General features: G+C 65.0%; 21 protein-coding genes. 9 read left to right on the forward strand and 12 right to left on the reverse strand.

Translation table 11 applies throughout. The annotated features are described in order from the left end of the window. Positions 1-299 precede the first annotated feature (299 nt). Complete coding sequence (locus CP557_RS08890) at positions 300-935, forward strand: IS6 family transposase (RefSeq protein WP_097378791.1); 636 nt, start codon at positions 300-302, stop codon at positions 933-935. 15 nt (positions 936-950) lie between these two features. Here CP557_RS08890 and truD read toward each other — a convergent pair whose 3' ends face one another. The 4 genes from truD to CP557_RS08910 all read right to left on the reverse strand — a co-directional run bounded on the left by truD (position 951) and on the right by CP557_RS08910 (position 4,849). Continuing rightward, positions 951-2,318 carry a tRNA pseudouridine(13) synthase TruD gene (truD, locus tag CP557_RS08895; protein WP_097379560.1) on the reverse strand — a complete coding sequence of 456 codons (1,368 nt, stop codon included), beginning with the start codon at positions 2,316-2,318 and terminating at the stop codon, positions 951-953. An 84-nt stretch (positions 2,319-2,402) separates the two neighbouring features. Beyond that, complete coding sequence (locus CP557_RS08900; RefSeq protein ID WP_097379561.1) at positions 2,403-3,176, reverse strand: ABC transporter permease; 774 nt, start codon at positions 3,174-3,176, stop codon at positions 2,403-2,405. Further along, entirely contained in the window at positions 3,173-4,162 is a 990-nt protein-coding gene (locus CP557_RS08905) for an ABC transporter ATP-binding protein (protein WP_097379562.1), read from the reverse strand. Before CP557_RS08905 ends, CP557_RS08900 begins: the two co-directional genes overlap by 4 nt. A gap of 246 nt (positions 4,163-4,408) precedes the next feature. Further along, complete coding sequence (locus tag CP557_RS08910; RefSeq protein ID WP_097379563.1) at positions 4,409-4,849, reverse strand: DUF5518 domain-containing protein; 441 nt, start codon at positions 4,847-4,849, stop codon at positions 4,409-4,411. A gap of 158 nt (positions 4,850-5,007) precedes the next feature. Between CP557_RS08910 and CP557_RS08915 the strand changes: the two genes are divergently transcribed. After that, positions 5,008-5,964 (forward strand): TIGR03557 family F420-dependent LLM class oxidoreductase, encoded by a 957-nt coding sequence (locus CP557_RS08915; protein WP_097379564.1) that lies wholly within the window; start codon positions 5,008-5,010, stop codon positions 5,962-5,964. Positions 5,965-6,086: 122 nt separating this feature from the next. Beyond that, complete coding sequence (locus CP557_RS08920; RefSeq protein WP_097379565.1) at positions 6,087-6,656, forward strand: GrpB family protein; 570 nt, start codon at positions 6,087-6,089, stop codon at positions 6,654-6,656. A 47-nt stretch (positions 6,657-6,703) separates the two neighbouring features. Here CP557_RS08920 and CP557_RS08925 read toward each other — a convergent pair whose 3' ends face one another. Next, the gene (locus tag CP557_RS08925) at positions 6,704-8,332 is read right to left on the reverse strand and encodes a potassium channel family protein (protein ID WP_097379566.1); all 1,629 of its coding nucleotides are present in this window, start codon (positions 8,330-8,332) and stop codon (positions 6,704-6,706) included. 310 nt (positions 8,333-8,642) lie between these two features. Here CP557_RS08925 and CP557_RS08930 point away from each other — a divergent pair, with 310 nt between their 5' ends. Both CP557_RS08930 and CP557_RS08935 read left to right on the forward strand, forming a co-directional pair. Next, entirely contained in the window at positions 8,643-9,659 is a 1,017-nt protein-coding gene (locus tag CP557_RS08930) for an aldo/keto reductase (RefSeq protein ID WP_097379567.1), read from the forward strand. A gap of 103 nt (positions 9,660-9,762) precedes the next feature. Then, complete coding sequence (locus tag CP557_RS08935; RefSeq protein ID WP_245853075.1) at positions 9,763-10,224, forward strand: cupredoxin domain-containing protein; 462 nt, start codon at positions 9,763-9,765, stop codon at positions 10,222-10,224. A 136-nt stretch (positions 10,225-10,360) separates the two neighbouring features. Here the strand turns inward: CP557_RS08935 and CP557_RS08940 are convergent, their stop codons facing one another. After that, on the reverse strand, positions 10,361-11,557 hold the full coding sequence (locus CP557_RS08940; protein WP_097379569.1) for a M24 family metallopeptidase: 1,197 nt from the start codon (positions 11,555-11,557) through the stop codon (positions 10,361-10,363). 102 nt (positions 11,558-11,659) lie between these two features. Between CP557_RS08940 and CP557_RS08945 the strand changes: the two genes are divergently transcribed. From CP557_RS08945 to CP557_RS08955, 3 genes are all read left to right on the forward strand, one after another. Beyond that, positions 11,660-12,814, forward strand: coding sequence for a LolA family protein (locus CP557_RS08945; protein ID WP_097379570.1), 1,155 nt, complete (start codon positions 11,660-11,662; stop codon positions 12,812-12,814). Positions 12,815-13,106: 292 nt separating this feature from the next. Then, positions 13,107-14,405 carry a 3-phosphoshikimate 1-carboxyvinyltransferase gene (aroA, locus tag CP557_RS08950; protein WP_097379571.1) on the forward strand — a complete coding sequence of 433 codons (1,299 nt, stop codon included), beginning with the start codon at positions 13,107-13,109 and terminating at the stop codon, positions 14,403-14,405. A 270-nt stretch (positions 14,406-14,675) separates the two neighbouring features. Beyond that, positions 14,676-15,818 carry a thiolase family protein gene (locus tag CP557_RS08955; protein ID WP_097379572.1) on the forward strand — a complete coding sequence of 381 codons (1,143 nt, stop codon included), beginning with the start codon at positions 14,676-14,678 and terminating at the stop codon, positions 15,816-15,818. 183 nt (positions 15,819-16,001) lie between these two features. Here CP557_RS08955 and CP557_RS08960 read toward each other — a convergent pair whose 3' ends face one another. The 5 genes from CP557_RS08960 to CP557_RS08980 form a co-directional block, all read right to left on the reverse strand. Beyond that, positions 16,002-16,394, reverse strand: coding sequence for a hypothetical protein (locus CP557_RS08960; RefSeq protein WP_245852968.1), 393 nt, complete (start codon positions 16,392-16,394; stop codon positions 16,002-16,004). A 56-nt stretch (positions 16,395-16,450) separates the two neighbouring features. Further along, positions 16,451-16,975 (reverse strand): DUF7342 family protein, encoded by a 525-nt coding sequence (locus tag CP557_RS08965; RefSeq protein ID WP_097379573.1) that lies wholly within the window; start codon positions 16,973-16,975, stop codon positions 16,451-16,453. A gap of 86 nt (positions 16,976-17,061) precedes the next feature. Further along, positions 17,062-17,637 (reverse strand): DoxX family membrane protein, encoded by a 576-nt coding sequence (locus CP557_RS08970; RefSeq protein WP_097379574.1) that lies wholly within the window; start codon positions 17,635-17,637, stop codon positions 17,062-17,064. 280 nt (positions 17,638-17,917) lie between these two features. Further along, on the reverse strand, positions 17,918-19,090 hold the full coding sequence (locus CP557_RS08975; protein WP_097379575.1) for an MFS transporter: 1,173 nt from the start codon (positions 19,088-19,090) through the stop codon (positions 17,918-17,920). A gap of 328 nt (positions 19,091-19,418) precedes the next feature. Next, a complete protein-coding gene (locus CP557_RS08980) occupies positions 19,419-19,985 on the reverse strand; it encodes a tRNA (cytidine(56)-2'-O)-methyltransferase (RefSeq protein ID WP_097379576.1) in 567 nt (188 codons plus the stop codon). Between the two features lie 211 nt (positions 19,986-20,196). Here CP557_RS08980 and CP557_RS08985 point away from each other — a divergent pair, with 211 nt between their 5' ends. After that, positions 20,197-20,676 carry a cupin domain-containing protein gene (locus tag CP557_RS08985; protein ID WP_097379577.1) on the forward strand — a complete coding sequence of 160 codons (480 nt, stop codon included), beginning with the start codon at positions 20,197-20,199 and terminating at the stop codon, positions 20,674-20,676. 109 nt (positions 20,677-20,785) lie between these two features. Here CP557_RS08985 and CP557_RS08990 read toward each other — a convergent pair whose 3' ends face one another. Beyond that, a complete protein-coding gene (locus tag CP557_RS08990) occupies positions 20,786-21,535 on the reverse strand; it encodes a hypothetical protein (RefSeq protein ID WP_097379578.1) in 750 nt (249 codons plus the stop codon). Positions 21,536-21,709: the final 174 nt, after the last annotated feature.

The raw sequence follows: 21,709 nt of genomic DNA on the forward strand, positions 1-21,709 counted from the left end.
CGTTCGCTTCCGGTTCGGTCACAGATATTATCAGATGACTTTATTTAGACGTTAGATTTGTTTCCCAACCCATACTAATATATAATGTAATAGACTGGCTCCAATTTAGATGTCAGCATATATGTCATTGGATACGGAACAGCGAACTATATGAATCGCCGTCAAGCCCTCCAACAAATCGCTGGAGTGGGTGTCGTCCTGACAGCCGGTTGCACTACTATACTTGAAAGTCCGGGATCATTTCATGGCGGTGTTCAGATAAGGATGAAGGATGAGGCGGTTCGTTTTCTGAGTGATCTATGCCCGAAAACGACCGCCTCAACGGTTGTTTAGACGAGATCAACTTAGAGTTTGTTGAACGAGAAGCGACACCGCGATTGCTGATGAAGCTCAGTATTCAACTGCACCTCGCTGGACTTTCGCTTTCGAATACTGTCTCTGTTCTTGAGGTATTCGGTGTCAAACGCGCTCGGTCTACTGTTCACAATTGGGTACACAAGGCCGATCTACAGCCCGAATCTGGCCGGTGTCCGGATCACGTTGCGGTTGACGAGACCGTGATCCGACTGAACGATGAGCAGTATTGGCTGTACGCCGCAATCGATCCAGAGACAAACGAATTGCTCCATACAAAGCTTGAACCGACAACAACGAAGGTTCTCGCTCATTCGTTTCTTACGGAACTATCCGAGAAACACAACGTCTCTGACGCCGTGTTTCTCGTTGATGGGTCGCACTCGTTACAAGATGCATGTCAGCGCCACGGCTTCGATTTCAGATACGAAAAGCATGGAAATCGAAATGCTGTTGAACGTGTCTTTAGAGAGATAAAACGACGAACACTCTGCTTCTCAAACTGCTTCAGCAACGCCGAAGCAGAAACTGCCGACGACTGGCTCAGATCGTTCAGCTTCGCATGGAATCAGCTTATCTGAACACTACCATCGATCTCAACCGAGGTCGATCGGGTCCACCTTCAGATACTCACGCGAGACGACCGTCGCGTACGACCCCTTCGGCAGCGCGAACGCGAGCGTCAGCGGCTCCGTCTCGAGGCGTAGATCCGTCCGCAAGAGCATCGCGCGCCGGGTCCCCGTCGAGCCGAACTCGCCGGGCAGATCGAAGGCCGCGGGCTCGAGGCCCAACTCATCGAGGACGGCGCGTTCGATCTCGCCCTGTTCGCCGTCGGCCAGTTCCGTTTCGGTGCCGACCAGCGGCGCGGTGACGAACGCCCGACCGCGCTCGCAGTGGCGGGTCACCGAGTCGACCCGGCGCTCGTCGACGCGCTGGAGCCGGTCGGTGTCGGGGAGTTCGAGCCCGTCGGGCGCGTCGGTATCGGCAAAACAGACGACGTCGCCGGCGACGGGGCGATCGAACGGGAGCCCGCGCTCGAGCCGTTCGGAGAGCATCAGGTTGAACGCGTAGGACTGTGCCGCGTGGACGAACAATCGCTGGAGGTTCGAGGGCACCCGCTCGAGGGCCTCCCGAAAGGCCTCGGGGCCTGGCTCGCCGTCGTGTTCCGCGAGGGCGTGGATCATCGAGCGCTCGTAGCGGAGCCGATGTGGCACTCGCTCGAGGGCCGCCTGCCAGTCGCGGGTGTCCTCGACGAACGCTCTGGCCTCCTGGGTCCCCGCCGGCTCCGCGTCGGTCGGGTTCCCGAGATAGGCCATCACCGCTCCTTCCCAGTCGTCGCGGGCGATCGCGAGGCCCACCCTATGCGTGACCGGCCGACGGCTGCCGAAGCGCTGCTGACCGAAGAAATTCGGAACGCCGATCGAACCGACCGAGTCGTCGGCGTCCACGCCATCGCCGTCGGTCTCGAGCCCGCCGAAGTTGCACAGTTCGTCGGTGATCGCCCCAGCGTTGTCGGGCCGCTCGGGATCGGTGACCACCAGTTCGAACGCGTTACCCGCGAGGTCGCCGAACTCGAGGTTTCGGCCGGCCTTGCCCAGTACTTCGATCTCGACATCGTCGATCTCGGGCAGGTCCTCGGGATCAGCCCCGTAGACCGAGAACAGTTGCGTCGTCACGGCGTACTTGTCTTTCGTCCCAGCCCAGTTGACCCGCTCGCGAGAGATGCCGAGCGCGTTCGAGAGCCGCGAGGCGAAATCGTTGGTATCCCACCCCCGCAGCGTCGCTCGAAAGACGAGGTGGGGGTAGGCGTCCGTCGGCGCGTCGACGGGTTCGGTGTCGAAGCGCTCGAGTTCGCGGACCCGGAAGTCGGCGTCGTCCTCGCGGAGACGGCCGCCGACGCCGTCGGTGTCGCTGACGTAGTACTCCATCCCGACAGCCTGCTCCGTGGGGTGGCCTGGGCGCATACTGATTGGCGACGATTCGAGTGCCGCGCGTAAATCGGTTCGTTCTCGCAGGCGATCGGTCGCGGAGTCACCTGTGGGCCGCGGTCAGTCCGTTTGTGGGATCGACCGCGCACCCAACGCGAACGCGAGGACTGCGAGGACCGCGAGAATCGCGAGATTCGCGATCGCGGGGTCGATCCCGGCGACTGCGGGCGTCTCCGCACCCGAATACGTCGCGGCCCGTACGCCGCGTGCGAAGTACGTCAGCGGCGAGAGGTGCACGAGCGGCTCGAACCAGGCCGGAAGCTGGGACAGCGGGACGAACGTCTCCGAGAGGAACAGGAGGGGAAGGCCGATCCCGTTGCTGGCGGCGACCGCACCGTCCTGTGAATCGGTGTAGCTGCCGAGCATCGCCCCGACGCCACAGAAACAAACGACGCCGACGAGGACGTAGGGGACCAGCAGCGGCGAGAAGACGATCGACGCGCCGGTCAGCACGATTACCAGTCCGAGGATGAGCAGGCTCGCCAGTCCGATGATCGCCGCGTTGACGACGGTCTGGGCGAGCAGCCACTCTCCCCGCCCGAGCGGCGTCGTCGCGAGCTTCTCGAAGCGGCTCCCCTCGCGGTGGCGCGCGACCTCGCTGCCCATCCGCGAGAGGGGCGTGAAGAGGACGACGACGGCGAGATAGCCCGGCACGTAGAACGCCGGGGGTTCGGTGAACAGCCCGCCACCCGTTGGATCGGTGCGGATCAACGCCCCGAAGATGACGATCAAGATAACGGGGAAGAAGAACGTAAAGAAGACCGCCGTCCGCCGGCGGACGAACGACCGCCAGCCGGCGCTCGTCTCGGACCGGACGCGTCCCATCCGGCTCATGCCGTCTCACCCGCCCGTGCGAGATCCGACTCCCCCGCCCCACCGTCGTCGCTCTCGATGCGATCCGTCCGCGCCCGCTCGGTCGCGTCGGCCAGTTCGAGATAGACGTCCTCGAGGTCGGGTTCGGCCCACGAAAGCTGGGTGTACTCGACGTCGCGTGCCTCGAGGTAGTCGACCACCGTCCCGATCGCCGCGGGCTCGATGTCGCGGACGACGACCGCGCCGTCCGTACTTCGGCGTCGACCGCTCTCCGGGCGTTCGACCGGATACTCGAGGTCGACGAAGACCGCCGGATCGGCCGCGGTTTCGACGGTCAGCCGGCTCGAGCCGCCGTGGTCGCGGACCAGGCGTTCGGGGGAACCCTGTGCGACGAGCGAGCCGTCGGCCAGCAGGCCGACACGGTCGGCGAGGCGCTCGGCCTCGGCCATGTCGTGTGTCGTGAGCACGACGGTCGTTCCGCCGGCCGCGAGGTCCTCGATCAGCCGCCAGACGGTCCGGCGGCCGGCGGGGTCGATGCCGGTCGTCGGCTCGTCGAGGAAGAGCAGATCGGGGTCGTTGACCAGCGCGGAGCCGACGCAGACCCGTCGTTGCTGCCCGCCCGAGAGGTCCTCGTACCAGGTGTCGCCGGCGTCGACGAGGCCGACGTCGGCGAGAACGTCGTCGGGATCGCGCGGGTCGTCGTACAGCCCCGCGTAGTAGGACAGTAGCTCGCGAGCGCTGAGTCGCCCCGGCGGCGAGAAGTCCTGTGGCAACACGCCAAGGCGGTCGCGGTCGACTGCCGTCGGCGATTCGCCGAGGATCCGGGCCGTCCCGCTATCGGGGTCGGTCGTCCCCGTTAGCGCGCGGACGAGCGTCGTCTTGCCGGCCCCGTTCGGGCCAATCAGGCCGAAGACTTCGCCGCCCTCGACCGACAGCGAGGCCCCGGACAGGGCGACCGTCTCGCCGTAGGCCTTCTCGAGGTCCGTCGCTTCGACTACGGCTTCCATACGGGTCGGTTCCGGCGCGGCGTGGGTAAGGGGTTCGGTTCGGTGTTCGAGTGGGCTCGCCGTCGACCGCGTACTGAATCGGGGATTCGGACACGGGTTCGAAGGCAACAACGCGCCCTGCTATCGTCGCAACGCGGAATCGACGGTGCCGCGTTATTCGCCGTTGGCGCACCCGCTGGTCACGGTGTGGGGACAGCACGCGCCACCGCAGGCTGGATCTCGGTCGACGATACTCCGAACTGCTCCTCAATTACTACTCGCAGGTGCTCGAAGCCGATCGATTCGGTTGCCCATCCACGCACCGGCTATGCTTCCCAGCGCTCCGAGTGCGCCATAGAGGACGATATAGACGACACCGACAGCAGCCAGTCCGACGAGCATAAAGGCACCAGTAGAGGCGGTTCGAGCGGTTTCGGGAACCCGCGTCGAAAAGCCGGCTAGCCCCCACGAGAGGGCCAACCCACCGACGAGGCCGGTTCGCCAACCGACCCGTCTGCTCTCCGGTGGTCGGCTCCGAAACAGGTACCCGACGAACGACCCGGCGACGAGTACCGGCGCGAGTATATAGTTATCCGCAGCGAGCGTCTGGAGGGCAAGCGTGAACGGAATGGACGCGAGACCCGCAATAATCGGGTAGCGCCACGCCTCTTCCGCCAGTATCGACCCGATCGTCTCGAGACGATCCATACGCGGGTATTGTTGGCGATCCTCTATTAGATCCTCGCTCGAGTCGCTGTCCTGCCAGTGATCCCCACGGAGACGAGCCGAGTGGGCCGGTGATCGCCGCTCGCTCTTGCCCTCGCAGGTGCAACCGTTACCCGACGGTCCGTGGTAGCGGGTCGAGAATGACCCACCTCGGGTACACCCTCTCGAGCGAGGAACACGGGCCGACGGAACTGGTCGACATCGCCCGTCGCGCCGAGGCGGCCGGCTTCGATTTCCTCTCGATTTCCGATCACTTCCATCCGTGGGTGTCCGCCCAGGGGGAGTCACCGTTCGTCTGGTCGACGCTCGGCGGGATCGCGACGGTGACCGACGAGATCGAGGTCGGCGTCGGCGTCACCTGCCCGACGATCCGGATCCATCCGGTCAACGTCGCCCACGCGGTCGCCACCGTCGACGAGATGCTCGGCGACCGCTTCACCTTCGGCGTCGGGACCGGCGAGAACTTAAACGAACACGTCACCGGCGAACGCTGGCCCGAACACGACGTGCGCCTCGAGATGTTGGACGAGGCGATGGACGTGATGCGCTCGCTGTGGACCGGCGAGACGACGAGTCACCACGGCGAACACTACACGGTCGAGAACGCGCACCTCTACACCGCCCCCGACGAGCAGCCGACGACGATCGGGAGCGCGTTCGGCCCGCAGACGGCCCAGTGGGTCGCCGAGACCGTCGACGGACTCTGGTGTTCCGGCCCGAAATCGGAGCCGGTCGAGGCCTACGAGGACGCCGGCGGCGACGGGCCGAAATACACCCAACTCCACGGCTGTTACGCCGACAGCGAGGCGGAAGCGATCGAAACGGTCCTCGAGCAGTGGCCCAACGGCTCGATTCCGGGCGAACTCGGACAGGAGTTGCCAACGCCGGCACACTTCGAGCAGGCGGCCCAGCTGGTCGAGAAGGCGGACATCGCCGAGGCGGGCACCACCACCAAACCCGACCCGCAGGCCCACATCGACAGCATCGAGGGGGCGATCGACGCCGGCTACGACCACGTCTACTTCCACCAGATCGGTCCGGAACAGGAGCAGGCGATCGAGTTCTACGAGGAGGAGGTACTGCCGTCGTTCGAGTGAAACCGTTCCGGTAGTTTTGCTACTGGCCGAGTGCGGAGACCATCACAACTGCGACCGCCGGTGCGTGTCGGGTCCCGGTTGCGATGGCAGGGTTTACGTATCACACAGGTATAGGCGAGACAATGGTCAATGCGAACGACAATCCGATCGAACTCGTTCCAGCCAGACACGACGCGTGGTGCGAGTGCTTCGCCGCCGAACGCGACCGCGTGTCCGACGCGCTGACCAGCGCATCTCTCGAGACTGCCGTAGAGCGAATCGAACACGTCGGATCGACCGCCGTCCCCGACCTCGCCGCGAAAGATATCGTCGACCTCGATATCGTCGTCGCGGACGATGCGGTGAGCGATGTCTCGCTAGCGCTCGAGTCCGAACTCGGCGGTGGCCGCATCGAGAACGGCGACCACTGGCAGCCCGTGTTTCGACGCGAGAACGACCAGCGGTTCAACGACCACGTCTTCGCGGCGTCGGCCGACGGCTGGAAGATCAGCGTCGTCACGCGCGACGTCCTTCGCGCGTATCCCGCGTTCCGTTCGGAGTACGGAACCCTGAAACGGGATTTAGCAGACGATCACGACGACCTCGTCGCCTACTCCGAAGGGAAGACCGCGTTTATCGAGCGCATCCTCGACGCCGCACGGACGGACGACGATCTGACGTTCGAGTTCCGGATTCCGACAGTTGAGTCATAGCTCGACCGAATCGATGGCGAACACTCTGAACCCCCTGTTCTCCCGTATCAGCAAGCGAACGCGACGAACCGGTTGACTGCGTCGTCGCTCCCCGCGACGATCAGCATGTCGTCCTCGCGGACGACGAACTCCGACCCGAGATCGGTCAGCAGTTCCTCGCCGCGTTCGACCGCAACGATGGTACATCCGGTTCGCGCTCGCAGGTCAACCTCGCCGAGGCTTCGGCCGGCGATCCGGGGGGCGGTCGTCCTGATGAGTTCGAACTGGGTCTCGGGCGTGAGGATCTCTTCGTCCTCGATCAGGATGGAGCCGAGCATCCGGCCCGTCACCGTCGACAGCGAGAGGACGTACTCGGCTCCGGCCCGGTAGAACTTCGGAATGTTCTCGGTCTCGTTCGCTCGCGCGATGATTTCGACGTCGGGCGCGACCTGCTTGAGGACCAGCGTCGCGTAGATCGTCGTCGCGTCGTCGTCGAGGGTGAGGATGATCGCTCGGGAGTCGTCGACGTCGGCGGCCTCGAGGACCGATTCGTCGGTGACGTCACCGACGATGTCGACGCCCGGTTCGTCCGCGAGGTCGACGACGCAGGTCGAGACGCCGCCGGATGCGAGCGTTTCGACCGCGGTCCGTCCGACGACGCCGTAGCCGCCGACGACGACGCGGTCCGGGTTGTGTCGGAACGCCGATACCGTCCGCGATTTCAGCTCCGTGAGGTCGTCGCGACGGCCCGCAACGAGCAGGATCGTGTTCCCGTCGATCACGTTCTCGGAGCCGGGAACGGGGACGAACTCGCCGTTGAACCACGCGCCGATGACGGTGATCCCCATCCGATCGCGGATGCCCGACTCGGGGATCGTCTGGCCGACGAGGTCGCTGTGGTCCTGGACGAGCAGTTCGGTCACCGCGAGGTCCTCGCTGAGTTCGATCGTGTCCCGGAGTTCGGCCGAGACGGTCGTCGTCGCCTTCGTCGCGAGGCTCTGGCCGAGTACGTGCCGCGGCCGGACGATCTCGTCGGCCCCGGCGTAGCGGTGATAGCTCGCGACCTCGGCGTCTTCGACCACGCTGACGAGTTCGAGGTCGCTCGAGAGTTCCCGCGCCGTGAGGATCACCATCGCGTTGGTCTCGTCGTCGATGTCGGTGACGAGCGCGTCGGCCCGTTCGGCGTTGGCGGCCCGCAGCGTCTCCTCCTGGTCCAGTTCGCCGTAGATGGCGTTCGTCCCCTCGTTGTTGAGGTCGACGACGAGTTCGGCGTCGTCGTCGACGAAGACGTAGGGAACGTCCGCCGCCTCGAGTTCCCCCGCGAGGACGTCCGAGCGCGGCGTGTACGAACAGATGACGACGTGGTCGGTGAGGTCGGTCGACTCCGGCGGCCGATCCTCGAGGGCCTGCTGAAAGAGCGGGACGACGATGAGCGGCAGGGCCAGAAAGACGAGCAAGACGCCCGTGAGGTTCATCGCGACCACCATCAGGTTCATGGGGGTACTCTGCCAGTCGTCCGCGTCGCCGCCGAAGCCGGCCGTGGTCAGCGTCTCGATGACAGTCTGGATCGCCTGGGCGTACGTCTTCGCTTCACCCTCGAACGTGGCCATTCCCAGTTGGTAGAGCCACGCGTAGACGAGGACGAGGCCGAGAACGGCAACCAGTGAGAGGACGATCCGCCGCCACCAGTGATTCATCACCGGGTAGTGACTGTCGAGCGGTTTGTAGCTTCGGAAACCGGCTCCTGGATCGCAGGAGACACGGCTGTTCGTCGAGAGAAAAGTATCGCTCGCGGACGTATTCGGCTCTGTGTCTCGTCCGCTCGAGGAGTACTACGGAGCGTGGACCATGGAGAGGATGGTCGACCTCGAACGGATCGTTTCCGAACGCCGTACGCGCCGGTCGAACGGTCATCGACAACGCGGTCGTCGGATCGTCAACGCGCTCGAGTGACCGCCGTTCGCCGCTTCCCCATGCGTTTTGCACTCGGGGGGCGAACCCGCGTCCATGGAGTACACGACGCTCGGAAATACGGGTACGACAGTATCGAAGCTCTGCTTCGGAACGTGGCGCTTTGGCAAGCAAAGCGACGGCACCGTCGAGACCGACCGCGAGGAAGCGCACGAACTGCTCGACGCCTGCTGGGAGCACGGCATCAACTTCATCGACACCGCGAACGTCTACGGCAATCCCAACGGCAAAAGCGAGCGCTGGATCGGCGAGTGGCTCGAGGACCGGGGCCACCATCGGGAGGACCTCGTCCTCGCCTCGAAGGTCTATTTCCCCTTCGACGGCCGGGGCGAACCCGGGCCGAACGACTCCGGACTCGGCCGCAAGCACATCCGCGCCCAGATCGAGGGTACCCTCGAGCGATTGGGGACCGACTACCTCGACCTCTACTACATCCACCGCTGGGACGATGACACGCCGATCGAAGAGACGATGCGAACGCTGACCGAACTCGTCCGCGAGGGCAAGGTCCACTACCTGGGGGCCTCGAGCATGGCCGCCTGGAAGCTCACCAAGGCGCTGTGGACCAGCGACGTCGAGGGTCTCGAGCGCTTCGACGTGACCCAGCCGATGTTCAACGCCGCCGATACGGACGACGTGAGCGACTACCTCGACGTCTGTGCGGAGCAGAATATCGCCGTCTGTCCGTACTCGCCGCTCGCTGGCGGCTTCCTTACCGGGAAGTACGAGCGGGCCGACGACGGCACCGTGATCGCGCCGGACGGTGCCCGGGGCAGCCTCACCGATCTGTTCGAGGATCGCTACACCAGCGACACCGCCTGGGAGGTGCTCGAGGCCGTCGAGTCCGTCGCCGACGAGATCGACGCCACGCCGGCACAGGTGTCGCTGCGGTGGTTGATGGCGCAGGATCGGTTCACCTGCGTGCCGATCGTCGGCGCACGGACGGCCGACCAGCTCGAGGAGAACCTCGGCGCGGTCGACCTCGAACTGTCCGCCGAGCAATTCGAGCGGATCGACGCGGCGCGTGGCGCGGACGGCCGCGACTATCGCTAACCTCGCCACTCGTCGCTGGAGTGACGTTCCCATTCGTTCGGATTTCTACAGGCATTTATTGCTGTTTGGACCCCAAGCGAACGTGATGGCACGAGAGAGGGGCATGTCCCGACGACGGATGCTCGAGCTAACAGGTGTCGCAGGGTCGACAGCGTTCATCGCCGGCTGCGGTGGCAGCGGTAACGGTGGGAATGGCGGTAACGGTGGTACCGACGGCAACGGCGAGAGCGGTGAGGCGCTCGAGCCCGAGACGCAGATCGAGTTCGACGGGCAGACGTCCGGCTGGCTCGGCATCGAACCGGACTCGATCGCCGACCAGGAAAACCCGACCCTCACTCTCCAAGAGGGTGAAACCTACGAGATCGGCTGGACGACCGGCGACGGCGCCCCGCACAACATCGCGATCTACGACGAAAACGACGACGTCGTCGACGACCTCCAGACAGAGCAGGTGACTGAGCCCGGCGACGATCAGTGGCTCGAGTTCGAGGCCAGCAGCGAGATGGTCACGTACATCTGCGAGGTCCATCCGACGACGATGGTCGCCGATATTCGAGTCCAATAGCGCAGTCGCGACGCGATAGATCGCGAACGCGAGACGGTTGCGTGCCGCCGAACGACGGGGCCGTTTCGACGGACCTCGTTCGGGGACAGGGCTTGCCCTGTCTCCAACGGTCCCCGTCTCGCCTGTCCGTCCTTCCTTACTGTCGACCGCCAGCCGTCGGCTCGAGCCCGATTCGGTACTCCGTCAGGTTCTCGTACCCGTCCGCGGTGACGACCACGAGATCCTCGATGCGGACGCCGCCGACCGCGGGGTCGTAGATGCCGGGTTCGATCGAGATCACGTGGCCCGGTTTCAGTTCGCCGCCGGAGGGCGAGACGCTGGGTTGTTCGTGGACGTCGAGGCCGACGCCGTGGCCGGTACTGTGTATGAATCCCGTCTCGGTGGTTGGGTCACTCCGCAGCGTCTCGTAGCCCGCCGCTTCGATCACGTCACAGACTGTGTCGTGAACCTCGGCCCCCGTCACACCCGCTGCGACCGTCTCGAGGGCGGCCTGGTAGGCCCTTCGCGTGACCTCGTAGCGCCGTCGGGCTTCCTCGCCGGGGTCGCCGCGAGCGAACGTCCGGGTCATGTCGGCGAAGTAGCCCGTCTCCTTGTCCCGCGGGAAGATGTCGATCACGATCAACTCGTCGGACTCGAGCGGGCCGCTGCCCCGATCGTGGGGGTCCGCGCCGTCGGCCCCGCAGGCGACGATGGTCTCGTCGAGCGCACAGCCGTGTCGGAGCAGTGTGACTTCGATTTCCTCCGTGACGCGCTCGCTGGTGAGTGCCTCGCCGTCGTGGACGAGGATTCCGTCTTCGACGTCCGCGGTCGCGATCAGTTCCTCGGCGGTCGCCATCGCGGCCTCGTTAGCACGTTGGCTCGCCCGAATCTGGTCGACCTCCCAGTCGGTTTTCGTCGCGCGGATGTCCGTCACGATGCCCTCGCGTTCGACCGTCACCGTGAGTCCGTCCTCGCGGAGCCCGTCCGCCGTTCCCGTCGGGAAGTTTCGGGGAACCGCGACCGACGCTACCTCGTGGTCCCCGAGAAAGGCCGCGAGCGTGCGTATTTTCCCCTCGTACTGGCCGTATTCCCCGACCAGTTGCTGGTAGTCGTACGCGGCTCGCCGAGTCACGGACGCCGCGTTTGCGTCCGCACTCGCGCGACCGTACTCGAGGCCGGAGACGAGCAGGTGGACGCCGTCCTGGGTCACCAGCGTCTGGTAGGGATCCGGTGCGGTAAAGCCGGAGACGTATCGCTGGTCCGAATCCGAGGCATCGTCATCGATCAGGTAGCCGTCCAGCCCCTCGGCCGCGAGATACTCGCGAAGCGCGGCGAGATCGACGTCGACGTTCATAGACGACCGTGCGAGTGCCGACTACATAATATCGGGGTTCCGAGCCGTTCCGGACCGATTCGAATCCACAAACTTATCAATAGAGGATACTGTATCACGCGTATGAAACGTCGCCGGCTCCTGGCAACGGGGGCTGCAGTCGCACTCGCCGGCTGTGTCAGCTATACGGGCGACACCGATGCATCCCCCTCGAGCGAGACACTCATCCGGGAGGCAATCGAGCAGCGCCGCGGCATGACCGATCTCGAAGCGCGCCGAACCATCCGGGTCGAAACCACCGAGGACGCGTTCCAGCGGACCGAGGCAATCGCTCGAGAGCCGCCGGCCAAGCAGCGTATCGAGGTCGTCGAGTCGACCGATCCGGACGTTCCAGCCGGCTCGATCATCGTGACGAATCGGACGACGACCTGGGAGTATAACCCGGCGACGAACGTCGCGGACAGGCAGTATCACCCGAACAAGGTCGACACCGACGGGACGAAACGCGAACTCGAGGAATTGCGGTCGGCGTACCGGCTCGACTACCAGGGGACCGAGACCGTCGACGACCGCACGGCCCACGTCATCGAGACGCGACCGCCGGTCGAGGACATCGATCGATCGATCAACCTCGTCGTCGGTGATACGGAGTTCGTCATCCCGCTGGACGCGACCGAGAACGGCGAGGACATGTCTGTTAACCGAACAGTCTGGATCGACGATGAGTACCGGTATCCGATCAAGGAGCGAACCTCCATCGCTGACGACGAGGAGACGCGCTACGAACTGGCCGTCACGTATCAGGACCTCGCGATCGACGAGGGGATCGAGGAGGACACGTTTACGTTCCTGCCGCCGGCAGACGCGACAGTCGTCACCGACGGTCCCGAACCCGACGGCGTCTTCGACTCCCGGTCGGCCGCCGCGACGGGGCTCCCATACGACTTGCCGGATCCGGACGTGCCTGGCCCGTACGTACTCGATCGGATCACCGTCGTCGAGATGGGCGACCAGTACGGTGGACTGACCACGACGCTGTGGTACAACGATCCGAACGTGATCGCGCGCGAACTCTACGTGACCGTCCGGGAGTCCCAGCGGTTCAGGCCGACCGCGCCGGCCCTCGAGGAGATCGATCTCGACGGCCGGACCGCATACCATCGCGACGAGGGGGTCCGGACCATCTTCTGGAACTGTGCCGACCTGTCCTACGAGGTCTCGAGCCTGCGAGCGGAGACGCCGCTGCTCGAGATCGCATCGTCGATCGACTGTTCCTGAGGCGGGCTATGTGACTAGTGGCGGTCCACGCCTGCACTGCAGGGTCGGCGGGGAGCAGCCCGCCGGATTCGACCCTGCAGTCGACGGGTGGAACGGTACTATCGTAGCAACTGAAACGACTCACACACTGATCACAACGCTGTCGTGCGATCAGGTGTACGATGACTTTCGGTTGCTACGATAGGTCCCGGAGCCGGGTTCCGTTCGACACCGGTATCGATCCCGAACCGTCGCGGATCGAGAAACGCCCGCAATCGGTACCGTCATAGGCGGACCGTACGACACCTCGAGCATGAACGTCACGATCAGGCCCTCGAGCGTCGAGGGGACGGCGCGGGCACCGCCTTCGAAGAGTTATACCCACCGGGCGATCCTCGCGGCGGGCTACGCCGACGAGGCGACTGTCCACGACGCGCTCTGGAGCGCGGACACGCAGGCGACCGCCCGGGCGGTGGGACTGTTCGGTGGCGATGTCGACCGACACGACGACGGGACCCTCGAGATCGACGGCTTCGACGGCCGTCCCGAGGTGCCGGCGGACGTCATCGACTGCGCGAACAGCGGGACGACGATGCGTCTCGTCACGGCGGCGGCCGCACTCGCGGACGGGACCTCGGTACTGACCGGCGACGAATCCCTGCGCTCGCGCCCGCAGGGTCCGCTCCTCGAGGCGCTCGCCGATCTCGAGGCCGAGGCGTACAGCACCCGCGGGAACGGACAGGCCCCGCTGGTCGTCACCGGCCCCCTCGCGGGCGGCGACGTGTCGATCCCCGGCGACGTCTCCTCTCAATACATCACCGCCTTGCTGATGGCCGGTGCGGTCACCGAGGAGGGGATCACCATCGACCTCGAGACCGAACTCAAGTCCGCGCCGTACGTCGACATCACGCTCGAGGTGCTCGCGGAGTTCGGCGTCGAAGCCGGGAAGACGGAGACGGGCTTCCACGTCGATGGCGGGCAATCGTACGCGCCGGCGGGTGGCGAGTACGCGGTTCCCGGCGATTTCTCGTCGATTTCCTACCCGCTTGCCGCGGGCGCGATCGCCGGCAATGCGGGTGAGAACGTCCGCATCGAGGGCGCACACCCCAGTGCGCAGGGTGACAGCGCCATCGTCGACATCGTCGAGCGGATGGGTGCCGACGTCGACTGGGATCGAGACGCGGGGACGATCGACGTCTCGGCGGCCCCGCTCTCCGGGATCGAGGTCGACGTCGAGGACACCCCGGATCTGCTGCCGACGATCGCGACGCTGGGCGCGGTCGCGGACGGCGACACGCGGATTACGAACGCCGAGCACGTCCGGTACAAGGAGACCGACCGCGTGAGCGCGATGGCCGCCGAGTTAGGAACGATGGGGGTCGAAACGACCGAAGAGCGCGACTCGCTGACGGTCCACGGCGGTGCATCGACGCTCGAGGGCGCGACCGTCCAGGGGCGGGCCGACCACCGCATCATCATGGCGCTGGCGCTCGCGGGACTGGTCGCCGACGGCGAGACCACCATCGAAGGGGCCGACCACGTCGACGTCTCGTTCCCCGGCTTCTTCGGGCTGCTCGAGGAGTTAGGCGTGGAACTGGAGCGACGGGACTAGTCCCGGAGGCGACGGAAAACACGCGACGACGAACCGCTCGATAGTCCATCCGTTCTGGAAGTGGTTGCCAGTGAGACACTCAGAAATCAGGCAACTCACGTCGTGTCCGTCCGGTCGAGCGATGGTCGTGGGCCACAACTGACACTGGTTGCTCGCTCGCGGATCGTATGCGGTCCTGGGCCCCCACCCGGACGGCCTCCCTCTCGACGAACGGCACACGTTCTTCCGACAAAGATAGCTATTTATGTCCACAAAAAATGATGGCATACAATGTCAGCCAATACGCCGGTAATCGTTAGCGCTGTTAGAACCGCACAGGGGAAAGAAGACGGTGCGCTCTCGGATATCCGCAGCGAGGACCTCTCGATCCCGCTGGTCGACGAGATGCTCGCCGAGACGGGCGTCGAGGGCGAGGCCGTCGACGACCTGATGTGGGGCTGTGCCCAGCAGCGCTCGGAGCAGCGGACGAACATCGCGCGCCAGATCGCGCTCTTCTCGGAACTCGGCGAGTCGGTTCCCGCGACGACCATCGACCGACAGTGTGCCTCCTCCGCGCAGGCGATCATCAGCGCCGCGGACTCGATCGCCGCGGGTCGCCACGACGCGGTCATCGCCGGCGGCGTCGAGAGCATGAGCCGCGTCAAGATGGGCGGCGGTGATAGCGACGACATGTATCCCCCACTCGACGAGACGTACGGGATGCGAAACCTCCAGATGGGGATGACCGCCGAGAAGGTCGCCGAGGAGTTCGACATCAGCCGCGAGGAACAGGACGAGTACGGCGCGCGCAGCCAGCAGCGCGCGGTCGAAGCGACCGAGGAAGGCAAGTTCGACGACGAGATCGTTCCCATCGAGACCGAGGACGGCGTCCACGACGAGGACGAGGGACTCCGCCCCGGCACGACTCCCGAAAAGCTCGCCGAGTTACCCACGGTGTTCAAGGAGGACGGCACGGTCACGCCCGGCAACGCCTCCCAGATCGCCGACGGCGCGGCCGGCGTCATGCTCACCAGTCGGGACTTCGCCGACGAGAACGACCTCGAGGTGCTGGCGGAAGTCGGCACCAGCTACGTCGCGGGCGTCGATCCGACCATCATGGGCGTCGGCCCCGTGCCGGCGACTGAAGGACTGCTCGAGCGTGCCGGCCGCGAGATCGACGACTACGGACTCGTCGAGATCAACGAGGCGTTCGCCAGCCAGACGCTGTACTCTCAGCAGGAACTGGGCATTCCGGACGACCAGTTGAACGTCAACGGCGGCGCGATTTCGATCGGGCACCCGCTGGGTTGTTCCGGCGCGCGACTGCCGGTGACGCTCGTCCACGAGATGAACCGTCAGGGCGTCGACCGCGGTATCGCGACGGAGTGTGTCGGCTTCGGTCAGGGTGCGGCGATCGAGTTCGAGCTGCCCTGAGACGACCGACCGAGGTATTTTGGTCCAGCTTTTGCGAGGGAGACCGCGAACGACGTGAGCGTGTCGACCGAGACAAAAGGTGGTCGTGTCAGGGTGCGGCAATCGAGTTCGAACTGCCCTGAGGCGAGTCGACTGGGCTTTTTCGTCCGGGCTTTGCGACCGGGTTCGAACTCCGTCGTCGGATCACTCGTGTCGCTCTCGAATTCGGGTTTCGACGTACTCCAAGACGTCGAAGAGGACGCCGAGGTGGTGATCGGACTCGAGCGATGAGGGGTCGACAGACGACGACGCGTTCGGCGGCGGATGAAAATGCTTGCGAGGGGCGGTCGGTTTCGGATGGCGATCCCACCGACACTGCCAGGTCCGGTCGTCGCTGGCTTCGAGGTAGTGAATCGTGTAGTCGCCGCCGACGAACCAGCGAACGTCGAGTCGACTGCCGTTCACGCTCGCCGGATACCGTTTCTCGTCGAGTCGGAGTTCGAGGACTCTCGGAGAGATCGAATCGGGTCGAAACTCCCAGTTCGAAACGAGCGACCGCGTGGTCGCACGCCGTGCGAGTACCTCGAGCGTCGGCACGTCGAGCGGCCCGCTCGGTCCCTCTCGCTCGGTCCCTCTTCTCGAGCGGTCACGGTTCAGACCTGTGCCCGTTCGTCGGCTGACGATTCCGCCCGCTGGACGGCTCGTTTCAGGAGCGTGATGTCCCGCCGAATCGTCCGCCACTCCGTGAGATCCTCCCAGCGATCGTGGAGGGTCTCGTGGTCCTCGATCGAGTCGTCCGGGACGACGGCGTCCGGTTCGGGGACGCCGTATCGTTCCTGTCGCTCTCGATCCGCGTCGATGAGTTCCTCGAGGCGGGTGCGAAGTTCGCTCGCGCTGTGGTCACGGACGTGCGTTTCGACGCGTTTCCACCGAAAGTACGACTGATTCCGCCGGTACAGCGCTGGCCGCTCGTTCGATCGATCCGCGATCCCCATCTCGACGAGTTGCTCGAGCGCTCGTCGAGCGCCGTTTTCGGAACAGTCGGCCCGCGACGCGAACTCCTCGGCGGAAGCGGGTTCGGTGGTACCGACGAGGCAGTCGTAGACTCGTTGGAACGTCGTCCGATCCCCGCTCCGATCCTCAGGCGGGGTCTCAGCGGATTCGAAACGGTCCGACATAGTCCCCCCTTCGAGCGATGAGCGCATAGATCTTCTCCACAACTCAGATATCTGTTTTACTGGCCGGGAGAAAAGAACGGAGCCGCCTACCCGAGGACGTACTCGAGGCGGGGGTAGCGCTCGAGGAGCGTCTGGCCGCCGAGGTCGTAGTTCTCGATGTACGCGTCGAGGCCGAGGATCCGGCCGGCGCCGAAGGCGGCGACGGCGAGGAAGACGAGCATGTACGCGAAGTCCCCGTTGATGACGCCGTGGGCGATGTCCCAGTTCCCGAAGTAGAACATGAGCATCATGAGCGCGCCGAAGAACGCCGCGAGGCGGACGAGCGCGCCGACGAGCAGGCCGAGGCCGATCAGGAGTTCGCCCCACGGGACGGCCACGTTCGCGAATTCGACGAACCAGGGCGTCGCGCCCATCCAGGCGAAGAGGCCCGCGAGCGGGTTGCCGTTGGTCGCTGCGACGTTGGTCAGGTAGCCGCCGGCGCTGAACGGTTCGGCCGCGACGATCTTCGTGAACCCGGAGTAAGCGAAGGCCCAGCCCATCATGAGCCGGAGCGAGAGGACGAACCAGGCCGAGAGGCTGTGCGCGCGGCCGCCGACCGTGTAGCCGCCGATGGTGCTTTCGAAGGTGTTACGCGCGTCTGCGGAAATCGTGGATGAAGTCATGATGAAGGAAGGAAACTTCCTACTTCCTAGAAGGATAGGATACTATATAAATCTATTCCATATTCTCATTCGTGGCTATCAATAAGTTATACGAATATTATCCACCGTCTCGAGATCGACGAACGCGTGGCGGGTGGGGGAGCCGAACGGTCCGCCGCCGCCGTCCCGGCTGTCACCGACTGTGTGGCTCGTCGTCCCTGAGACGTCGTCACCGGTGAGACGGGGCCTCGGAGGCGACCCTCGAGGATCGGAACTGCGGTTTTCGAGACGGCCTCCGGGGTCAGTATCCGAGATCGAACAGCCAGTTGACCGCGAGCGCGAGGAACGTCACCGAAAACAGTCCGGCGAGGATGAGAAACGCCGTCCCCCAGCTGAACAGGTCGGCGAACAGGCCGACGCCGACCGAGCCCGCAGAGCCGACGACAGTGTAACACGTCCGCACGAGTCCGAAGCCGGCACCGCGTTCACTGGTGCCGAACTGATCGAGAAACCGGGGATCGATCGCGGCGAAGAAACTCGAGCCCAATCCCGCCAACACCACGGCGACACCGAGTGTCACAGGGGCCTGTCCGACGACCAGTCCGAGGAGTCCAATGGCACCGGCGAACATCGATCCGGCGATGGCGAGGTCGCGCCCGTACCGATCGGAGAGTTCGCCCAGCAGGAGCTGGCCGACGGTGCGGACGACGAAAAACGCCGAAAAGGCCGTGCCGGCGAGGGTCGCCGAGTAGCGGTGGTAGTCGACGAAAAACGTCGGCAGAAACGTGAGCAACCCCTGGACGACGAACGTACCGAGCATCGCGATCACGAGGGTAAACGCGACTGCCGGCCGCGAGACGAGGTCGAACAGCACGGTGAGTTCGAACCGGTCGCGCATCGGCTGCTCCGGCCGCCGGGGCTCCGTGGGGTTGATTCGCCAGGCGAAGAGGACGAAAACCGGGAGGCCGACGACCAGCGCGAGCGCGAGCGCCGGCCGCCAGCCGTACCGGACGCCGACCCAGGCCGACGCGACGGGCGCGACCAGTCCCGCGATCGGAGCACCCATCGAGTGGATCCCCACCGCGCGGCCGAGTTCGTCGTACGTCCGCGACAGCAGCGTCGTCGCCACGGAGTAGTGCAGTCCTGCGACCGATCCCAGGAGGAAAGCGACCACGACGAACACGGCAAAGACCGGCGCGAACGCGAGCAAGAGGCTCGCGATCGCCGTCCCGCCGACGGCGACGAGGATGATCTGCTTTTCGCCGTACCGATCGCTGAGGACACCACTCGGGAACTGCGAGAGGCCGTACGCGAGCCACATCCCCGTCAGCGCGAGCCCGATCCGCGTGTTCGAGACGTCGAACTCCGCGATGATGAACGGAATGACCGGACTGATCGCCATCCTGGCGAAGTACGTGACGAAAAACGCGAGTAGACAAAGCACGAGAACAGTCGTTCGGTACTGCCAGCGCATTCCTGTCTATTGGGTCCCGGAGTGGCCTGTATAAGTGTAGTGACATCGGAAAGAACGCGTCCACCAGTCGTTCGACCGCTGCGGGTGGCCTCGAGTCGTTCGCACACTATCGACGGGCGGTCTCTCAGCCGCGATGCTCGCGTTCCACGGGAAGGGGGAGACGTCGGGATATTCCAATGCGGTTTTCCTTTGGAGATCGGTACCCGCCAGCGCAGAAATTTCGGCAGCCAAAGCGGCGTCGCGCGGCGGTTCCGTCCGCCTTCCGATCGCGGTCGCCGCCGTCGACTCCGTTCGCGTCCGCAAGCCGATATCCGCGCTCGCGACGATCTTACTCCCGTTCCGAGTCCGCGTCCGAATCCGGCGATTCGACGCGCTTGCCCGTCTCCATCGGGATCACCCGCCGGTCGGCGTCGTCCCACTCCCGCTCGAGTTCTCGTCCCTCGAAGAGGCGATCCAGAAAGACCGCGAGCCCGGCGACTTCGGAGTGGGGCTGATTGGTCACGCCGACGTTCCAGTCGGCTTCCTCGTAGACGTCGAAGGGGACTTTTTCGGAGCCGACGACGAGCAACAGCGCCTCGCCGTCGCTCCCGTGTGCCGTTCGGATCTCGTCTTCGACGTCCTGGACGCGCTCGCCGTACATCGTGAGATGGACGACTCGTCCCGCCCAGTTGCGGATGAGCCCCTGCGGGGAGCCGGTGAGTTCGGCCTCGAAGGGGCCGCCGAAGCGGTCGGTGATGTCCGCCACCGTCTCGAGTGACTGGCCGGCGTTGTCGGGAAAGACGACGCGGTCGGCCCCCAGTGCCCGCGCGGTCAGTCCGACGTGGGTCGTCATCCGGTCGTCCCGACCGGGTCGGTGACCGAGTCGAAGGACGGCGACCTCGCTATCGTCGTGCATGTCCGACCTCACTCTCGGCGGAGGTTAGGGGGTTTCGTTTTGGATGAGGTCGTGGCTGAGCGTGTTCGGAATCGTGGGTGTGCTCAGAATCGGCGGTCTCCGTCTCGCTCCGGATCGGAGCCAGTCGTTCCGGGCGCATGACGGAACGGTCGGGACGACGCGTTCGAGTGCGACGCGAAATTGTAAGTGATTGACGTGAGTTGGCTATCGTATGGACAAAACGAACGAAGCCGAGATCGACTGGAAAGAGTACGACCGCGAGGAGACCGCGTTCCGCCGAAAAGAACTCTCGAACGCCGTCGACGCGTCCGGTCTCGGCTGTAGCCTCTACGAACTTCCCTCCGGAATGCGATCGTGGCCCTACCACTACCACACGGCCAACGAGGAAGCGATCTACGTCCTGGCCGGCGACGGCCAACTCAAAACCGAGACCGGCCTCGAGCCGCTGACGCCGGGCGACTACGTGACCCTTCCGGCGGACGAGAGCGGGGGGCACCGCGTCGTCAACGACAGCGAGGGCGCGCTCCGCTATCTGGCGATGTCGACGATGAACGAGCCCGACGTCACCGTCTATCCGGAGATGGGGAAGTTCGGCGTGTACGTCGGGTCGCCCCCGGGCGGTCGCGACGACCGATCGCTCGAGGGCTACTACTACTACATCGACGACGAGACGGCCTACTGGGAGGAGTAGCGCGGTCGACCGCTCGGCTATCAGGTCCGTACCGACCACCGTTCCGCCATCAAATCCGTGCCGACTACCGGTCCGCCGCTTGCTCCGCGCCCACGACAACCGACGCCGTCTAGGTATCGCTCTCCGTTTGATCGTGCGACGAACTCGCGCTCTCGCTTGCGGACGCGCTCCCGCTCGCCATCCCCATCCCGTGGACCTTGCCGTGTCGATCGACGACGCTGGCCGAAATCCGCGTCAGGGGCTCGGGCTCGAACGTCGCCCGAACGAGCCGTCCGACGGTCGTTTCCTGGGCGATACAGGCCGCTGCTTCCTCGCCGGTGGATTCTTGCTCCTGTACTGCCGCCTCGAGCGCGAGCGTGTCGTCGCCGTCGCCGTCGTCGATCTCGATCGACTCGAGGACCAGCTCGTGGCAGGGGTTCGGTGCGCCGGCTTCGATCGGGACCAGGATCGACGTCTCGAAGTCCGTGTCGTCGATAACGTCGGCGATCTCCTCCGGCGTTGGCTCTCGTTCGGCGAGCCACTCTTGGGCACGGTCACGGTTCTGCAACAGCGCCACGTCCGGCGACGTCGACCGTTTCGGATATCGGTAGGCGTGGGTTTCGTGGTCCACCAGTTCGGTGGGTGTGTCGTCCGAACCGTCGTCGGTTTCGCTCGAGCCGTCAGTCTCGTTGCCCGAACTATCGGTACTGTCGTCCGAGCCGTCGTCGGTTTCGGTACCCGTCTCGTCGGTATCGGGCGAACCGTTGCCGTCACCGTTACCGTCGGACTCGCTTCCGAGACGGTCGCCGAGACAGCCGGCCGAGATCGCACACAGAGAGGCGGTCGCACCCAATAACGTTCGTCTGGAGGGACTTGTCATCGCTACCTGACCATACGCGAGGGTGACTAAAGGTAGTTCGGCTAGCTAAAACACGCTTTTTGGTCGTCCCGATCCGCGGTCGAGCGCCCGGCGACGCCGTCTCATACGGACTCCTGTCAGTCAGTTCCGGCGCACCCGCGACCCGTCCTGCGGGTGCGCCGGGAAATCGGGACA

The organism is Natrinema ejinorense, from assembly GCF_002494345.1.
GTDB classification, from domain to species: domain Archaea; phylum Halobacteriota; class Halobacteria; order Halobacteriales; family Natrialbaceae; genus Natrinema; species Natrinema longum.

What these genes read in the sequence shown, in the direction of transcription:
- CP557_RS08905 (WP_097379562.1), bottom strand. Translation starts at nt 4,162, where the DNA reads ATGGAAGCCGTAGTCGAAGCGACGGACCTCGAGAAGGCCTACGGCGAG.
- aroA (WP_097379571.1), top strand. Translation starts at nt 13,107, where the DNA reads ATGAACGTCACGATCAGGCCCTCGAGCGTCGAGGGGACGGCGCGGGCA.
- CP557_RS08980 (WP_097379576.1), bottom strand. Translation starts at nt 19,985, where the DNA reads ATGCACGACGATAGCGAGGTCGCCGTCCTTCGACTCGGTCACCGACCC.
- CP557_RS08945 (WP_097379570.1), top strand. Translation starts at nt 11,660, where the DNA reads ATGAAACGTCGCCGGCTCCTGGCAACGGGGGCTGCAGTCGCACTCGCC.
- CP557_RS08890 (WP_097378791.1), top strand. Translation starts at nt 300, where the DNA reads ATGCCCGAAAACGACCGCCTCAACGGTTGTTTAGACGAGATCAACTTA.
- CP557_RS08920 (WP_097379565.1), top strand. Translation starts at nt 6,087, where the DNA reads ATGGTCAATGCGAACGACAATCCGATCGAACTCGTTCCAGCCAGACAC.
- CP557_RS08935 (WP_245853075.1), top strand. Translation starts at nt 9,763, where the DNA reads ATGTCCCGACGACGGATGCTCGAGCTAACAGGTGTCGCAGGGTCGACA.
- CP557_RS08985 (WP_097379577.1), top strand. Translation starts at nt 20,197, where the DNA reads ATGGACAAAACGAACGAAGCCGAGATCGACTGGAAAGAGTACGACCGC.
- truD (WP_097379560.1), bottom strand. Translation starts at nt 2,318, where the DNA reads ATGCGCCCAGGCCACCCCACGGAGCAGGCTGTCGGGATGGAGTACTAC.
- CP557_RS08970 (WP_097379574.1), bottom strand. Translation starts at nt 17,637, where the DNA reads ATGACTTCATCCACGATTTCCGCAGACGCGCGTAACACCTTCGAAAGC.
- CP557_RS08900 (WP_097379561.1), bottom strand. Translation starts at nt 3,176, where the DNA reads ATGAGCCGGATGGGACGCGTCCGGTCCGAGACGAGCGCCGGCTGGCGG.
- CP557_RS08925 (WP_097379566.1), bottom strand. Translation starts at nt 8,332, where the DNA reads ATGAATCACTGGTGGCGGCGGATCGTCCTCTCACTGGTTGCCGTTCTC.
- CP557_RS08910 (WP_097379563.1), bottom strand. Translation starts at nt 4,849, where the DNA reads ATGGATCGTCTCGAGACGATCGGGTCGATACTGGCGGAAGAGGCGTGG.
- CP557_RS08990 (WP_097379578.1), bottom strand. Translation starts at nt 21,535, where the DNA reads ATGACAAGTCCCTCCAGACGAACGTTATTGGGTGCGACCGCCTCTCTG.
- CP557_RS08975 (WP_097379575.1), bottom strand. Translation starts at nt 19,090, where the DNA reads ATGCGCTGGCAGTACCGAACGACTGTTCTCGTGCTTTGTCTACTCGCG.
- CP557_RS08955 (WP_097379572.1), top strand. Translation starts at nt 14,676, where the DNA reads ATGTCAGCCAATACGCCGGTAATCGTTAGCGCTGTTAGAACCGCACAG.
- CP557_RS08930 (WP_097379567.1), top strand. Translation starts at nt 8,643, where the DNA reads ATGGAGTACACGACGCTCGGAAATACGGGTACGACAGTATCGAAGCTC.
- CP557_RS08940 (WP_097379569.1), bottom strand. Translation starts at nt 11,557, where the DNA reads ATGAACGTCGACGTCGATCTCGCCGCGCTTCGCGAGTATCTCGCGGCC.
- CP557_RS08965 (WP_097379573.1), bottom strand. Translation starts at nt 16,975, where the DNA reads ATGTCGGACCGTTTCGAATCCGCTGAGACCCCGCCTGAGGATCGGAGC.
- CP557_RS08915 (WP_097379564.1), top strand. Translation starts at nt 5,008, where the DNA reads ATGACCCACCTCGGGTACACCCTCTCGAGCGAGGAACACGGGCCGACG.